Below are 15165 nucleotides of genomic sequence, written 5' to 3' on the forward strand. Positions count from 1 at the left end.
GTTCGGATAGAATGGCGTTCGACACGGACCAGGCTGCCTGAGGGCGGTCGACGCGACAACAGGAGCAGCTGGTGGAGTTCTCCGAGGTGATTGCGAAGCGCCGGAGTGTCCGGCATTTCAACGCGAAGCTCGACGTGCCTGAGGCTGAGGTTCGCAAACTGCTTGAGGCTGCCGTTTCGGCGCCCTCCGCCGGCAACGTGCAGCCGTGGCGGTTCACCGTCGTACGCAGTCTGGAGGCTCGAGAGCGACTTGCCACCGCGCTTCATCAGAGGTGGGCGACGGCAGCACCGGTGATCATCGTGGTCTCGGTGGATCCGCGACCATGTGCCGCGCGCTACGGGGATCGCGGTGAGATGCTCTACGCGATTCAAGACACCGCCGCTGCCGCGCAGAACATCTTGCTGACAGCGGTGGACCTAGGGCTGGCGTCGTGTTGGATCGGCGCCTTTGACGAGGAGGCTGTTCGCTCGGCGCTCGGCCTGTCGAGACCGATCACGCCGGTCGCCGTGTTGCCCGTCGGGTACTCGGCTGAGTCAGCCGGACGACCTGCGCGCAGGCCGCTCGACGAAATCGCCACGTGGATCTAAAGGGGGCGCGACCGCTATGACCGGCTTGGGCTGCGCCGACCTCGACGAGATTCGTGATCTCATCGGAGATTGCCGCCGGTGCACGCTGGCACAGACGCGCACCAGCCTGGTGTTCGGATCCGGCAACCCTGCAGCGCGCGTGGTCATCATCGGTGAGGCGCCGGGCAGGAACGAGGACCTCAAGGGAGAGCCGTTCGTGGGTGCTGCCGGCAAACTCCTCGACGAACTGCTCGCCCACGCAGGTATGCAGCGCGCCGACGTGTTCATCGCCAACGTGCTGAAGTGCAGGCCGCCGGGCAACCGTGATCCGCTGGCTGATGAGATCGAGACGTGCACGCCGTTTCTTCGCGAGCAGATCAGGGTGATCGCGCCTGACGTGCTCGTGACGCTCGGGAACTTCGCGACCAGGTTCATCCTCAAGACCGACGCTTCGATATCGCAGCTCCGTGGCCAGCTCGCGCATGCGGGTCGGTTCTCGGTGTTTCCCGTCTATCATCCGGCGGCCGCGATCTACGACCGCACGAAGCGAGATGTGATGTTTGCCGACTTCGCCGCGCTGGGGGAGCTCGTCGCCCGCCTTGAGGCGTCGGCATGATGGGCGGGCGCTCCATCGCCACGGTCTCCGCTGAGCAGACCATGCGAATCGGTCAGCTGCTGGCGCCCCTGCTCGTCGCGGCCGACGTGGTGCTGCTATCCGGTGACCTCGGCGCGGGCAAGACGCAGCTCACCAAGGGCATAGCCGAGGGCTTGGGGGTCATCGAGCCCGTGACCAGCCCGACCTTCAACATGCTGCTCGTGCATGAAGGGCGGATTCCCCTCTATCACTTCGATCTGTACCGGCTTGATGAGGCGGTCCAGCTCGAGGATCTCGACTACTACGCGACGCTCGAGGCCGACGGAGTCGCCGTCGTCGAATGGGGCGATCGTTTCGCCGAGGCACTGCCTTTGGACGGAATCGCCGTGACCGTACGCCTGGTGAGCGATGAAGGCCGCCGCTTTGAAGTGCGGCCGCTCGGTCCGCGGGGCGAAGTGCTGGCTGCAGCGTGGATCGCGGCGTGCGAAGCTGCGACGTCGGGGGAGGCCAGACGGTGAGCGAGCGTCGGCTACTGCTGCTGGATACGGCGACTGAGACCGTTGCGGTGGGGGTCGCCCACGCCGAGAGCTCCGGGCGCGTGGTCGTGCTCTCAGATGTGTCCCGCGTGGCTCCGCGCAAGGCGAACACGGTGCTGCTGTCGTGGGTGCTCGAGGCGCTCGAGGCCGCCGATTGCGCCATCGGCGAACTCGAGGGGATCGCGGTGGGTCGAGGGCCGGGCTCCTTCACGGGGGTGCGCATAGGTGTGGCGACAGCCAAGGGGCTCGCGCATGGACTCGGTGTTCCCCTCTGGGGCACGTCGACGCTCGACGCGATCGCCTGGCAAGCGGCTATCGGCGGCGTCGAAGGACGCCTGGGCGTGATCGGTGACGCGATGCGCGGAGAGGTCTACCCGGCCCTCTACGAGCTGCACGGCGGACGAGCGCGTCGGCTGACGCCGGACACCGTCGCCGCTCCCGAAGCGGTTGCGGCCCAGTGGGGGGCGGGCGAGGACATACCGACCGTGCTCGCAGGCAACGGGCTCCTCAAGCACCATGAGGCCTTCCGGGCCCAGCTTCCCGACGCGCGCGTGCTCACGGAGGAGCTGTGGCACCCGGACGCCACGGGGCTGATTGCCGCGTGGGTCGATGATCGCGCCCGGCAGGGGTGGGGCGAGGGAGACCCCGCGACGGTCCTGCCGGTGTACACCCGTCTGTCGGATGCCGAGGAGAACGAGCGAGCCCGTGCTGGTCTGCCTCAGGCGGACCCGCCGGATTCGGGCGTTGCTGCCGCCAGCGACGGCCCTGCTGACTCGATGCATTCCACCGTTGAGGGTGTCGACGGGGTGTGGCTGAGGCCCCTGCGAGCGACTGACATCCCCGGGATACTCGCCATCGAGGACGCCTCGTTCACGGATGCATGGACCGTGGGCATGTTCACCGACGAGCTGAACGCCCCCCGGCGGGCCTGGTTCGTGGCCGATTCGGATGGCGCAGTCATCGGCTACGGGGGCGTCGCGCTCCTCGACGACGAGGCGCATCTGTTGAATCTGGCGGTTGACGCGCCGTTTCGCCGTCGTGGTGTCGGGCGAGCGCTGTTCGCACGGCTCTCTCAACAGGCGGCCGTGATGGGGGCGCTGCGGATCACGCTGGAGTGCCGCGCTGGCAATCAGACCGCTATCGACCTCTACCTGGCGGTGGGCATGGAGCAGGTCGGCCTGCGCCCGGGCTACTACTCTGACACGGGCGAGGACGCGGTCATCATGGGGGGGCGGGCAGGCGTCGAGGGGGAGCTGCCGACACCCGCACGCGCCGAACTGCCGCCGGGCGACGACCGGTACCTGCTTGCGATAGAGACCTCATGTGACGAAACGGCCGCCGCTGTCGTGACGACCGACGGCGTCCTGGTCTCCAACGTCGTGGCAAGCCAGATAGACTTCCACGCGCGGTTCGGCGGCGTGGTGCCCGAGATCGCAAGCCGCAAGCACGCCGAGGCGATCGTGGGCGTCATCGACGACGCGCTGGTGCGGGCGGGCGAGACCCTCGGGGCGCCGGGGGTGATGCCGTTTGCGGCGCTCGACGGCATCGCGGTGACCTACGGACCCGGTCTGGTCGGGGCGCTCGTGGTCGGGCTCGCCTACGCGAAGGGGCTCTCGCTCGCCACGGGGGTGCCGTTGGTGGGCGTCAACCACCTGGAGGGTCACATCTTTGCCAACGTGCTGGCCGATCCGCTGGTGCAGCCTCCGCTGGTGGCTCTCCTGGTGAGTGGGGGCCACACGTCGCTCGTGCACATGCCCGAGTGGGGCGTGTACCGCACGATGGGCGAGACTCTCGATGACGCTGCCGGCGAGGCGTTTGACAAGGTCGCCAAGGTGCTCGGCCTCGGATATCCCGGCGGCCCGGTACTGTCTCGCATGGCGGTGGATGGCGATCCGACGGCCATCGACTTTCCCCGCGCCATGATGAAGAGCGGCGACTACGCGTTCTCGCTTTCGGGATTGAAGACCGCCGTGATCAACCACATCCGCCACGAGCGCGAGGCAGGACGAGAGATCGACGTGCCCGATCTCGCCGCGAGCTTTCAGGCGGCGGTGGTGGACGTTCAGGTCTCCAAGGCGGTGCGTGCGGTCAAGGAGACGGGCGCGCAGGCGTTCTGTCTGGCCGGTGGGGTGGCGGCCAACCCGTCGCTGCGCGAGGCGCTGCGCGCGGCCATCGAGCCACTGGGCGTGCACGTCAGCGTCCCACCCTTCCATCTGTGCACCGACAACGCGGCCATGATCGCCGCTGCCGCCCTGCCGCGGCTGCGGCGCGGCGAATTCCTCAGCATCGACGCCGATGCGGTTCCCGGTCTGCGCCTCGATACGACGTGAGGTTGAGCCAGCAGTCCGGGCGGGTCCGGCGACCCGCGCGATTCCCGGCTGCGCCCCTGTCCTCGTAAATCTGAGCGACTGACACTCAGATTTCTCGATTTCTCCACACGCAACCCCTTGAATCATGAGTGGTACGTGGCTACAATCGCTCTTGCTGGCACTCGAGGCGTGTGAGTGCCAGCACTCGGAGGGTGGGGTGCGCTGACAGCGCGCGGAGGTGGGTACGTACTCCTTCGCGCAACGGGGGCGCGCTTAAGCCGAACCGTGACCAACGGGTGCAGCCGCGCCCGCAGTCGTAGACCGTCGAGAAGGAAGCAGGAGGGATGTCAATGAATCTGAAGCCGCTGGGCGATCGCGTGATCGTGAAGCAGGCCGAGGCCGAGACTCAGACGAAGTCGGGCCTCATCATCGCCGACACCGCGAAGGAGAAGCCCACCAAGGGCACGGTCATCGCCGTGGGCGAGGGCAAGTGGGACGACGAGGGCGAGAACCGCATTCCGCTCGACGTCAAGGCGGGCGACACCGTCGTCTACAGCAAGTACGGCGGCACTGAGGTCAAGGTCGATGGCGAGGACTACCTGATCCTTCGCGCCGACGACATCTACGCCGTCGTCGAAGACTAGCCACAACGCTTCGCCAACCTGACCCATCCGCACTATCCAAGGAGGTATCGAGACCAGCATGGCTAAAGAGATCCGTTTCGACGAAGAGGCTCGCCACGGCCTTGCCGCCGGCGTCAACAAGCTTGCCGACGCCGTGAAGGTGACGCTTGGTCCCAAGGGCCGCTACGTCGTGCTCGAGAAGAAGTTCGGCGCCCCCACGATCACCAACGACGGCGTGACCATCGCCAAGGAGATCGAGCTCGACGATCCGCTCGAGAACATGGGCGCACAGCTCGTCAAGGAAGTCGCCATCAAGACCAACGACGTCGCCGGTGACGGCACGACGACCGCGACCCTGCTCGCGCAGGTCATCGTGGGCGAGGGTCTGCGCAACGTGAGCGCCGGCGCCAACCCGCTCGCCATCCGCCGCGGCATCGAGAAGGCCGTGACCGCGGTTGTGGCCGAGATCAAGAGCCACGCCAAGGATATCGAGGACCGCGGCGAGATCGCCCACGTCGGCGCCATCTCGGCCGCTGACGACGAGATCGGCGACAAGATCGCCGAGGCGATGGAGGTCGTGGGCAAGGACGGCGTCATCACCGTCGAGGAGAGCCAGACCTTCGGTATCGACATCGAGACCGTCGAGGGTCTGCAGTTCGACAAGGGCTACATCTCGCCGTACATGATCACGGACCCCGATCGCATGGAGGCCGTGCTCAACGACCCGTTCATCCTCATCGCCAACCAGAAGATCGGCAACATTCAGGACCTGCTCCCGCTGCTTGAGAAGGTTATGCAGGCGGGCAAGCAGCTGCTGATCATCGCCGAGGACCTTGAGGGCGAGGCGCTCGCCACCCTGATCCTGAACAAGCTGCGCGGCACGTTCGTCACGGTCGCCGTCAAGGCGCCGGGCTTCGGCGATCGCCGCAAGCGCATGCTCGAGGACATCGCCATCGTCACGGGCGCCCAGGTTGTCACCGAGGAGCTCGGCATGAAGCTCGACTCGGTGGACCTGACGGTTCTCGGTCGCGCGAAGACGGTCAAGATCACCAAGGAGAACACCACCATCATCGACGGTGCGGGCGCCGAGGACGACATCAAGGGCCGCATCAACCAGATCAAGGTCGAGATCGAGAACTCGGACTCCGACTTCGATCGCGAGAAGCTCCAGGAGCGCCTCGCCAAGCTCTCCGGCGGCGTGGCCGTCATCAAGGTGGGCGCGGCTACCGAGGTTGAGCTCAAGGAGAAGAAGCACCGCATCGAGGACGCCCTGCAGGCGACCCGCGCGGCTGTCGAAGAGGGCATCGTCGCCGGCGGCGGCGTGGCTCTGGTGGACGCGCTTCCTGCGCTTGACGCGCTCGACTTGGCCGATCCCGACGAGATGGTCGGCGTGACCATCATCCGCAAGGCGCTCATCGAGCCGCTCAAGACCATCGCCAGCAACGCTGGCTTCGAAGGCTCCGTCGTTGTCGAGAAGGTTCGCGAGAACGGGACCCCCGGTTGGGGCCTGAACTCGGCCACCGGCGAGTACGGCGACCTCATGGCCATGGGTGTTATCGACCCGGTCAAGGTCACCCGCTCGGCGCTCGAGAACGCTGCGTCGATCGCCAAGAACATCCTCGTCACCGAGGCCGCCATCAACGATGCTCCGTCGAAGGATGACGGCGCTGCTGCTGCCATGGCCGGCATGGGTGGCATGGGCGGCATGATGTAGCACCTGCGCATCCGCGCAACGCGTTCCGCAACACAGGGAGGCCCTCGGCGATCGCCGGGGGCCTCTGTTGTGCATTGGATGGGATTCACCGCTGGCGGCGCTTCCGAGGGGTAGTTGCAGATGTATGGACGATGTATATTTGAGAGGCGGTGCCGTCACCTGCGAGACGGTTGGGTTTCCTTTGGATTCCGGTAAGGGAGGTGGTCGAGCATGGGGCGCATGATTCGCAAACAGCTCAACATCGACCCCGAACAGGATCGCGCGCTCAAGGAGCTCGCTTCGGAGCGCGGCGTGTCGGAATCAGAGCTTGTGCGCGATGCGCTGACGTTGCTCACGCGAAGTGCCTCAGATGAGCGTCTGCGCAAGGAGCGAACCGCGCGACTCACTCGAATGCTCGAGGAGTGGAGGGAGCTATCCGCGCATGAAGCCAAGGCCTCGCACCCGTGGAGCCGGGATGAGATCTACGACCGAAACGACCGCTTTCTTCGACACGAACATCCTGTTGTACGCGAGGCTGGGCGACGATGCGGGCAAACAGGCACGGGCAGCCCAGATGATGATTGCCCTGAGTGCGACTGACCGCGGCTACATCAGCACTCAGGTGCTCGCCGAGATGTTCGACACTCTCGTCAGACGCCTTGGCGTCGGATCGCGGTTCCACGTGCTCGAGCACGTTCATGGAACTGCGGACGCGTTTCGTGTGCTCCCCACGGGGCCCCAAGTCTCACTGATGGCGGCAGAAGTAGCCGCGCGGCGTGGGCTGCGAATCTACGATGCCCTGATCTGGGCGTCCGCCTGGCAGGCAGGACTCCCCGTAGTGCTCTCTGAGGATTTCGCGCATCGACAAGAGATCGAGGGAGTGACGTTCCTGAATCCGTTCGCGTCCGACTTCGAACTCGCCGAGATCGGTTGCTGAGCGACAATCCGAAGTCCGTGATCTCCACTGAGGCGACCCTCCGCGCACGACTCATGCGGGGTACCGGGGAATCTCGGGGTGGGGCCTTGACCGATTCCCTGAACAGGTCTATATACTGGGTATGTAGATACTCGGTGTATAGGTGGTAGCGGATGAGTGTGAAGTATGGACTCTTGGCAGCATTGGATCGGCGCTCCATGCACGGGTACGAGCTGCGTCGGGAGCTGGAGGACGCGCTCGGGGCGGAGTGGAGCGTCAACTACGGGCAGGTCTACTCGACGCTCGAGCGGCTCGTTCGTGCCGGGTTGTGCGTGCAGTCGGAGACGGTGTCGGTGGCCGACGCTCCGGATCGCAAGCTCTACACGGTGACACCGGCGGGGCGTGCGGAGCTACGACGCTGGTTTCTCTCGCCGACAGATGGGTGTGAGGCTGGTCGCGACGAGCTGTTCGCGAAGGTCGTCCTCGGGCTGACCGGAGACGTAGAGGTGTTCGACGTCATTCAGGCGCAGCGCAAGGGACTGCTGCGGCGAATCGGTTCGTTGACCGGCCTCAAGGAGGAGCTCGATGCGGAGCTCGACTTCACCGAGGTGCTGCAGGTCGACCTGTCGATTGCGAAGACCGAAGCGGTCATTCACTGGTTAGACGCGGCCGAGGCCAGGATCGGTCGGGCACAGGCGAGTCCGGTGTCAGGGGTTGCAGGGGGCCGCGTGCGGGTTCAGGCCAGTTCGGCCGAGCTCGCCGCAGCGCGGGAGGAGGAGTTGACGTGAGCGTGTTGCGAGACATCTTCCGGCGCAAGGGGCGCTCGATTCTGACGATCACGGGCGTCGGAATCGGGGTGTTCGCGCTCGTGGTGCTGGGGGCGGTGGCTGAGAACATGAACGTCCTGCTGAACACGAGCAGTGGCTACTACGACAACTTCATCACGGTCGTGGAGGCGGAGACATCGAACTTCGTTGGGATGTCGCTCGGATCGAGGCCGCTTGCGAAGGAAATCGTCGATGAGATTCGGGCCTACCCTGGCGTTCGCAGGGTCAGCCCGCAGGTGAACATCATGATCGAGGACGAGTTCACCGGCATCCCGCCGATGATTCTGGGCGCCGAGGCGAGCAGCCCCGACTTCGCCAGCTTCGAGACCGTCGAGGGCCGCCGCTTGAAGGCCGGGGAGCGGGGTGCGGCGGTGCTCGGCACGGACATGGCGAAGAAGAGCGGTCTTGAGGTAGGCGACAACGTCACCCTGCGCGATGCCAGGTTTGTCGTGGTGGGCATCTACGGGCGGACGTATATGACGGCCCTCGATGCGGGGGCGTTTGTGCCCCTCGCCGATGCGCAGCAGATCTACCACAGACGTCTATCCGAGGCCTTCAGGGACGACGTCAGGCCCTCAGACCTCGTGCTCCAGGCCAACGTGTACGGCGACGAGGGGGTCGATCTCGACCGCCTCTCCGAGCAGCTGACGCGCGACGTCGATGGCGTGCTCGCCTCCGGGCCGACGAAGATGAAGGAGGCGCAGGCCCAGATCATCGATCTGGTCAACGCGGTGCTGTGGAGCCTCGCGGTGGTCGCGCTCATCGTCGGCACCGTCTCAGTAGTGAACACGATGACCATGGCTGTGGGCGAGCGTACGCGCGAGATAGGCGTGAAGCGCGCACTGGGGGCGACTCGCCGAAGGGTCAGGCGTGACGTGCTTGCCGAATCTGCGCTGATGGCCGCCTTGGGTGGCATCGGAGGGCTCGTACTCGGAGTGCTCGTGGCGCTGGGTCTCAACGCAGCGACCGTGGCCGGCACCGGCACCTCGATGTTCCTCGTGACTCCGCGGCTGGTGGTCGGAACACTGGCGTTCGCCGTCGTGCTGGGTATCGTCGGGGGGCTGTGGCCTGCACGAAACGCGGCCCGACTCGATCCGTCGGCGGCACTCGTCGCGCGGTAGCGCATAGGACTTTGGGGGAGGGACCATGGGTATTCTGCGTGATGTGTTTCGCCGGAGGGGACGCTCGATTCTGACAGTCATCGGCGTGGCCATCGGGGTGTTCGCGCTCGTCGTGCTCGGTTCGGCGGCTGAGAACAACCGCGTGTACATGGACCGGCTTACCGGCTACTTCAACGGCGTCGTCACCGTGATAGACGAGCGGGAGACGACCGTCATCGGTATGGCCACTGGCGAGCGGCCCCTCCTTATGGACCTCAAGCCCGAACTTGACGCCTATCCCGGCGTCCGGGAGGCGTTCCCCCTCGTATCCACCCTCATCGATGATGACTACCTCGCTGTGATCCCGCCCGTTGTCATCAGCGTCTCGCCGGGTATCTGGGAAGATTATCTCGACGTCAACGCGGCCGAGGGCCGTCTCACCGAGGGCACCACGCGCGGAGAGGTGGTGCTTGGCAGCGACCTCGCCCGAGGCAGGAAGCTCGGCGTGGGCGACGTGATGGAGATTCGAGACAAGAGGTTCACGGTCGTAGGCATTCTCGACCGCACGTTCGTGAACGTCTCTGACTCCGCCGCCTACGTGGCCTTGGCCGACGCGCAAGATCTCTTCTGGATGAACCTGCCCAAGACGTTCCAAGACAGCGTGCGGCCCGATGAGCTCGCCGTGCAGTACACGGTTGTCATCGATGAAGGCGTGGATGGTGACGCGCTCGCCGCCAGGCTCGAGCGAGACGTCGAGGGCATCAAGGCGACCGGTCCGACCGAGATGCTGGGGACTGCGACGGGCCTCGTCGAACTGCTTACAGCGGTCGTCTTCGGCATCTCAGCGATCGCGCTTCTGGTGTGCACGCTCTCGGTCGTAAACACCATGACGATGTCGGTGGGCGAGCGGACGCGCGAGATCGGCCTCAAGCGAGCGTTCGGTGCGTCGCGATCTCGGGTCGCGCGCGACGTGCTTGCCGAATCCGCGGTCATGAGCCTCATCGGCGGGCTTGTGGGCGTTGCGTTCGGCGCCCTTACCGTGACCGTTGTGAACTCCGCAATCGTGGCGTCAACCGGAACCTCGTCGCTTCTCATGACGGGGAGACTCGTATTCATCGCGCTTGGAATGTCAGTGGTGCTCGGCCTGATCGGCGGTCTATGGCCCGCACGTCATGCGTCGCGGCTCGATCCGGCCGCCGCGCTCGCCTACGAGTAGGGAGACGACATGTCATCGATCTCAGTGCAGGGCGTCGAGCAGCTGTTCCACATGGGCAAGCGCAACGTGGTGCATGCGCTGCGCGGCACCGACCTCGAGGTGAGGGACGGCGAGTTCCTTGCGGTCATGGGGCCGTCGGGCTCGGGGAAGTCGACGCTACTGAACGTCATTGGCTGCCTCGCGCGGCCGACCGCCGGCCACGTGGTGCTCGACGGACGTGACGTCACGAAGCTGAAGGACAGCGAACTCGACGCGATCCGGGCCAACGAGGTCGGCTTCATCTTTCAGGGCTATAGCCTGATTCCCACGCGCACCGCGCTCGAGAACGTCATGCTCGCGGCAGAGTACGCCGGCGTCCCGCGGGCGGAACGCAAGACGCGTTCGCTTGAGATTCTGGGGAAGGTGGGGCTGTCTGACCGGGTCGATCAGCTTGCCTCGGAGCTGTCAGGTGGCGAACAGCAGCGCGTGGCGATCGCACGGGCGCTCGTGAAGAATCCGCAGCTCGTGCTGGCCGACGAGCCCACCGGCAATCTCGACTCGGTAAGCGCCGAGGAGATCATGGCGCTTGTGAAGGGGCTGCGCTCGGATGGACAGACGGTCGTCATGGTCACTCACGACCCGCGGATGGCGGGTTACGCTGATCGCATCGTGTTCTTAAGGGACGGGCGCGTCGTGGATGAAGAGACGATTCGCGCCGTGTCGTAGGGCGTGGTCCGTCAGGAGCCTCGCCGTCGAAGGGTTTGTCCAGAGGCGCCGTTCGGCCCGATGGACTCGTCAGGCCCGTACGCCTACTGCACCTTCGTACGTCAGGGGGATGCGGCGCAGGCGTTTGAGCGGCACGTCTCTCACCCCGACGAAGCCGTGGCCGGTCAGGGCCGAGCGGAGCTCGTCTGCTGTGCGCAGGTGGTCCGTGGGGATGCCGAAGCGTTTCGGCGGGAACAACGTGGTCTGGATGGCGATCGGTCTTCCGAAGTCCGCGACGGCGATGCAGCCGCCCGGCGCAAGCACCCGGCGCGCCTCGCGTAGGAACTCAGACAGCGCTGCATCGTCGAGGTACTTCACGACGCCGTTACACAGCACCGCATCGAACGACCCATCGGCGAAGGGCAGTGCCGTGGCCGACGCCTCAAGCAGTTCCACGTTGGCGCCGGCGCGCGTTGCGTCTTCAAGCCGTCGGGCCGCCTCGCTCAGAAGCTGCGGACTCACGTCGATCCCGGCCAGTATCTCGGCGCCCAGTCCGTGCTCGAAGGCCCACAACAGATAGAAGCCGGTCGCACAGCCCACGTCGAGAACGCGGGGGAGCTCGACCCGCCGCATCGCCGCAAACAGGGGTGGCGCGTACCGCGCGCCACCGTGCCGCAAGTACCACCTCACGTAGAGGGACACGGGGGTCCAGCCCCGCAGCCACCTCTCGTACTGCTCTCGCACTTCAGACTCCACGACCGGCAGTCCCCCCTAGCCCATTCAGCGGCGCACATGCCGAAACGTCAGTACTGACGAGTCCGGAATCCCAAACGGGACAGAACCCTCGGTAGCGCTAAGAAGTGAGCCGAGGTTCCGGGTGCTACTCGCTTGCGGGTGCCTTCGACCATGGCCAAGACAGGTCGGAGCGCGATGTTCTCGATGCTCGTGCGCACCTCGGGTTCGAGATCATCCAGATACTCGATCGCGACGGGGATGACCTCGCCGGACTCACTGTGCTTGTGCCATGTCAGCAGCACTTGGGGACTGCCATCGCGAATAAGCTCAAGCTTGTTCTTCAGCACCGTGGACCTCCCGTTCGCAGCCGGTGGATGCATCTGTGTCGTGCCGCCGCCAGCCGCTCGTAGTGCGCCAGCACTACGTCGGCTGTGTGCGCGAAGGCGTACGCGTTAGCGCGGTCCCGCGCTCCGGCGTGCAGTCGCATCCGCAGGTCCGCATCGCCCGCAAGCGCGAGCATGCGCTCGGCGAGCGCGCCGTCGGTCACCTGCGGGGCCAGTAGCCCGCACTCGCCATCGATGACCGTATCGGAGATGCCCGGCGAGCTCACGGCGAGCACCGGTAGCCCCGCCGCCATCGCCTCAAGCACCACCAGCGGATGCACCTCGGTGACCGAGCCGGTCACAAACGCGTCGGCTGCGGCCTCGAAGCCCGGAACCTGTACGTAGTCCACGAGCCCCGTGAAGTGCGCCCGATCCGCCACGCCCGCCTCGGCCAGTACTGCGCGCGCCCCGGCTGACGATGGACCGTCGCCTACGATGAGCAACCGCAAGCGCGGCTCGCGCGCGGCCGCAGCGGCGAACTCACTCGCCAGCCACTCGGTGTTCTTCTCGGGGCCCAGCCTGCCCGCATAACACAGCACGATGTCGTCGGGTCCGAAGCCGAACTCCTCGCGCGCGCGGGGCTGTACGGGGTTCGCGAAGCGGTCGATGTCGATGCCGTTGGGCACGACCACCGCGTCGGAGTAGCCCGCGAATGTGCCCAGCCATTCGGCGATCGAGGCGGCCGGAGCCACCACGAGGTCGGTCGACTCGCAGAAGCGCTTCAGCGTGCGGCGCAGGAACCAGTAGCGCAGCGGTTGCGGGACGTAGCTCGCGTAAGAATCCGAGTACAGCTCGTAGCGCGTGTGGTTCGTGAAGACGAGGGGGATGCCGTGCTCGCGGCAGATTCTTAGCGCAAGAGGCCCGCTCTGGAACGGGTGGTGGACGTGCGCCACATCGAGCGTGCGGATGATGGCGCGGGCCGGTGCCGAGAAGGAGACGGCTGCTCGCCAGCCTGTGTCTCCCCACGCAAGACCGGGGGAGCGCACGACGTTGGGTTCGGCATCCGCGTAGTCGAGGTCCCCGAAGGTGAACACGTACACCTCGTGGCCCAGGTCCTCGAAGCGCCGCTTGTACAGCGAGATGTGGTTGGTCACCCCGCTGATGTGCGGGAGGTACATGTCAGTGAACATCCCGATGCGCATCGGTCAGCCCTTTCGCGGAATCATCCGGTCGTCAGTATGCCCGCGCCCACGAGCAGGAAGCGCACGCCCAGAGCCAGGAGGAAGAGCGCGAGTCCTCCCATGATGAAGCGGTACGTCCGCGGCGGCAGCAGGTGGCGACCCTTCGAGATGGCGATGATGACGAAGGCATACCACACCACGTCGCCCAACTGGTGCCCGAGGTAGAACGCGAGCACCCCGCCCGGCCCCAGCGCGAGCCCCTGCGCCGCAAGCGCTGCTCCGATCGTCACCCACCACAGCAGCCAGTAGGGGTTCGACAGACTGACGATGGCCCCTTCGGTGACGGGCCCGAGTCGCGACTCGCTCTCAGCGACTTCCAGGTCGCTCGCGATCTTGCCGGTCCATGCGCCGCGCAGCAGATCGAAGCCCATCCACAACAGGAACGCGCCGCCGGCCAACGACAGCCCTCGCATGACGCTTGGCTGGCTCAGGAACGACTGCAGCCCGAAGGCGAACCCCACAAGCAGCACCGCCTCGAGCAGCCCGTGGCCCAGCAGCATCATGAACGCGCTGCGCGGTCCGAGGCGCACCGTGCGCGCGATGGTGAGGGTCAGGTACGGCCCGGGCGCCATCGCCCCGGACAGCGCGATGATCGTGGCCTGAAAGAAGAGCGTCGACAGCTCGGCGGGTGCAGCGCCGCTCACGCGCGCGCCTTGGCCTCGTCAGCGAGTCCTGCGATTGCGAGCGTGTGACGAGCGATGTCGGCGGCAGCGAACGGCTTGGCGGCGGCTGCGGCGGCTTCCCGCATGTGCGCGAGCCGCCTGGGGCTCGTAGCGGCACGCCGGGTCTGATCGGCCAGGGTGCGAGGATCCTCGGCGAACAGCGCGATCCCTGCGTCCACGAGACGACGCGCGTTGCCGCGCTCGGGACCGCTCGCCGGCCCCACCAGCACGAGCGGAACGCCGGTATCGACGCACTCGGCGCACATGACGCCGGCGGGGCGTGCCAGCACGAGGTCCGCCGACGCGATGAGCGGCGCCATGTGCTCGACTTGGTCGAAGACGTGGACGTTACTCGTCCCGAAGCCCTTCACCCGCGAACGCAGCTCAGTGGCGAAGGCCAGGTCCTGACCCGTGACGATCGCGACGGCGGTGTCGGGGATGGAGGCAAGCGCCGGCAGGAGCACGGAGAGCGACTCCTTGAAGCGCGCGTACGGCTCCGGGTTCGTGGAGCCCACGACGGCTAGCACCACGCGCGTGTCCGCCGGCAGCCTGAAGTGCGTGCGTGCAGCACCGACGTCGTACTCCACGGTGAACTGGGGCCGCACGGGTATGCCGGTAACGGCGATGATCGCAGGGTCGACGCCCCGTGCCTGAAGTGATGCGGCTGCGACGTCGTCGGCGACGCAGTGCAGTGCAACGCCGCGCAGGGGGGTGAGCCCGCGCGTGACGTAGTCGGTGGCGGCGGAGATGACGCTCGCGCGCAGGCGCCCTCGTGCCACGAGGTGTGCGGCGATGGTCGTGGCGAGCGGGTGGGTGCACACGACGGCAGCGGGGCGTGCTGCGATGAGTCCATCAGCGAAGCGCGCACACAGGCCGGCGGTGATGGGCGTGGCTACCTTGAGCGCGGTCCGGGCAAGCGGCGAGGTCGTCCAGGGGCCGTCGGTGAGGCGCAGGGCGAACGGCCCGCAGGCCTCGAGTGCGTCCAGTGTCTCGGTCGCCACGGCGCCCTCGTTGGCCGCGCCGAGTTCGCGCGCGACCGCCTCCGCCGCGATGCGGTGACCGGAGCCGGTCGAGGCGTAGGCCGCGATGATGAGAGGGGAGTCCGACATGGGTGGTACTATACAGCAGCCCGCGGGGGT

Annotated in this window: 16 protein-coding genes and 1 pseudogene; 12 read left to right on the forward strand and 5 right to left on the reverse strand. The window is 66.5% G+C overall.

The genetic code is table 11. From position 1 onward, the window contains the following. Positions 1-71 precede the first annotated feature (71 nt). The 12 genes and pseudogenes from U1E26_10585 to U1E26_10640 all read left to right on the forward strand — a co-directional run bounded on the left by U1E26_10585 (position 72) and on the right by U1E26_10640 (position 11086). Positions 72-587, forward strand: coding sequence for a nitroreductase family protein (locus U1E26_10585; GenBank protein MDZ4170078.1), 516 nt, complete (start codon positions 72-74; stop codon positions 585-587). Between the two features lie 16 nt (positions 588-603). After that, complete coding sequence (locus tag U1E26_10590) at positions 604-1182, forward strand: uracil-DNA glycosylase (protein MDZ4170079.1); 579 nt, start codon at positions 604-606, stop codon at positions 1180-1182. Further along, complete coding sequence (gene tsaE / locus U1E26_10595) at positions 1179-1679, forward strand: tRNA (adenosine(37)-N6)-threonylcarbamoyltransferase complex ATPase subunit type 1 TsaE (GenBank protein MDZ4170080.1); 501 nt, start codon at positions 1179-1181, stop codon at positions 1677-1679. Before U1E26_10590 ends, tsaE begins: the two co-directional genes overlap by 4 nt. Next, on the forward strand, positions 1676-4027 hold the full coding sequence (tsaD, locus tag U1E26_10600) for a tRNA (adenosine(37)-N6)-threonylcarbamoyltransferase complex transferase subunit TsaD (protein ID MDZ4170081.1): 2352 nt from the start codon (positions 1676-1678) through the stop codon (positions 4025-4027). Before tsaE ends, tsaD begins: the two co-directional genes overlap by 4 nt. 323 nt (positions 4028-4350) lie before the next feature. Further along, positions 4351-4650, forward strand: a complete 300-nt coding sequence (groES, locus tag U1E26_10605) for a co-chaperone GroES (protein ID MDZ4170082.1) — start codon at positions 4351-4353, stop codon at positions 4648-4650. A gap of 58 nt (positions 4651-4708) precedes the next feature. Further along, positions 4709-6343: a chaperonin GroEL gene (gene groL, locus U1E26_10610; GenBank protein ID MDZ4170083.1), complete on the forward strand. Its 1635-nt coding sequence runs from the start codon at positions 4709-4711 to the stop codon at positions 6341-6343. Positions 6344-6562: 219 nt separating this feature from the next. Beyond that, positions 6563-6661 (forward strand): annotated as a pseudogene (locus tag U1E26_10615) (CopG family transcriptional regulator). 136 nt (positions 6662-6797) lie between these two features. Beyond that, on the forward strand, positions 6798-7259 hold the full coding sequence (locus tag U1E26_10620) for a PIN domain-containing protein (GenBank protein MDZ4170084.1): 462 nt from the start codon (positions 6798-6800) through the stop codon (positions 7257-7259). 152 nt (positions 7260-7411) lie between these two features. After that, the gene (locus U1E26_10625) at positions 7412-8026 is read left to right on the forward strand and encodes a PadR family transcriptional regulator (protein MDZ4170085.1); all 615 of its coding nucleotides are present in this window, start codon (positions 7412-7414) and stop codon (positions 8024-8026) included. After that, positions 8023-9186, forward strand: coding sequence for an FtsX-like permease family protein (locus U1E26_10630; GenBank protein MDZ4170086.1), 1164 nt, complete (start codon positions 8023-8025; stop codon positions 9184-9186). Before U1E26_10625 ends, U1E26_10630 begins: the two co-directional genes overlap by 4 nt. Positions 9187-9211: 25 nt before the next feature. Next, entirely contained in the window at positions 9212-10381 is a 1170-nt protein-coding gene (locus tag U1E26_10635; GenBank protein MDZ4170087.1) for an FtsX-like permease family protein, read from the forward strand. A 9-nt stretch (positions 10382-10390) separates the two neighbouring features. After that, positions 10391-11086 (forward strand): ABC transporter ATP-binding protein, encoded by a 696-nt coding sequence (locus U1E26_10640; GenBank protein ID MDZ4170088.1) that lies wholly within the window; start codon positions 10391-10393, stop codon positions 11084-11086. 69 nt (positions 11087-11155) lie between these two features. On the opposite strand, the gene U1E26_10645 is transcribed toward U1E26_10640, so the two are convergent. The 5 genes from U1E26_10645 to U1E26_10665 are packed head-to-tail and all read right to left on the reverse strand — an operon-like array spanning position 11156 to position 15135. Then, positions 11156-11809 (reverse strand): class I SAM-dependent methyltransferase, encoded by a 654-nt coding sequence (locus U1E26_10645; protein MDZ4170089.1) that lies wholly within the window; start codon positions 11807-11809, stop codon positions 11156-11158. 59 nt (positions 11810-11868) lie between these two features. After that, complete coding sequence (locus U1E26_10650) at positions 11869-12147, reverse strand: hypothetical protein (GenBank protein MDZ4170090.1); 279 nt, start codon at positions 12145-12147, stop codon at positions 11869-11871. After that, positions 12141-13325, reverse strand: a complete 1185-nt coding sequence (locus tag U1E26_10655; GenBank protein MDZ4170091.1) for a glycosyltransferase — start codon at positions 13323-13325, stop codon at positions 12141-12143. Before U1E26_10655 ends, U1E26_10650 begins: the two co-directional genes overlap by 7 nt. Before the next feature lie 20 nt (positions 13326-13345). After that, entirely contained in the window at positions 13346-14008 is a 663-nt protein-coding gene (locus U1E26_10660; GenBank protein MDZ4170092.1) for a LysE family transporter, read from the reverse strand. Further along, on the reverse strand, positions 14005-15135 hold the full coding sequence (locus U1E26_10665) for a glycosyltransferase (protein ID MDZ4170093.1): 1131 nt from the start codon (positions 15133-15135) through the stop codon (positions 14005-14007). The genes U1E26_10660 and U1E26_10665 overlap by 4 nt, the downstream gene beginning before the upstream one ends. Between the last annotated feature and the right edge of the window lie 30 nt (positions 15136-15165).

Source organism: Coriobacteriia bacterium (genome assembly GCA_034370385.1).
In the GTDB taxonomy this organism is placed as follows: domain Bacteria; phylum Actinomycetota; class Coriobacteriia; order Anaerosomatales; family PHET01; genus JAXMKZ01.

Coding starts and splice junctions, on each gene's coding strand:
- U1E26_10590 (MDZ4170079.1), top strand. CDS start 604: ATGACCGGCTTGGGCTGCGCCGACCTCGACGAGATTCGTGATCTCATC.
- tsaE (MDZ4170080.1), top strand. CDS start 1,179: ATGATGGGCGGGCGCTCCATCGCCACGGTCTCCGCTGAGCAGACCATG.
- groES (MDZ4170082.1), top strand. CDS start 4,351: ATGTCAATGAATCTGAAGCCGCTGGGCGATCGCGTGATCGTGAAGCAG.
- groL (MDZ4170083.1), top strand. CDS start 4,709: ATGGCTAAAGAGATCCGTTTCGACGAAGAGGCTCGCCACGGCCTTGCC.
- U1E26_10620 (MDZ4170084.1), top strand. CDS start 6,798: ATGAGATCTACGACCGAAACGACCGCTTTCTTCGACACGAACATCCTG.
- U1E26_10625 (MDZ4170085.1), top strand. CDS start 7,412: ATGAGTGTGAAGTATGGACTCTTGGCAGCATTGGATCGGCGCTCCATG.
- U1E26_10635 (MDZ4170087.1), top strand. CDS start 9,212: ATGGGTATTCTGCGTGATGTGTTTCGCCGGAGGGGACGCTCGATTCTG.
- U1E26_10640 (MDZ4170088.1), top strand. CDS start 10,391: ATGTCATCGATCTCAGTGCAGGGCGTCGAGCAGCTGTTCCACATGGGC.
- U1E26_10655 (MDZ4170091.1), bottom strand. CDS start 13,325: ATGCGCATCGGGATGTTCACTGACATGTACCTCCCGCACATCAGCGGG.
- U1E26_10665 (MDZ4170093.1), bottom strand. CDS start 15,135: ATGTCGGACTCCCCTCTCATCATCGCGGCCTACGCCTCGACCGGCTCC.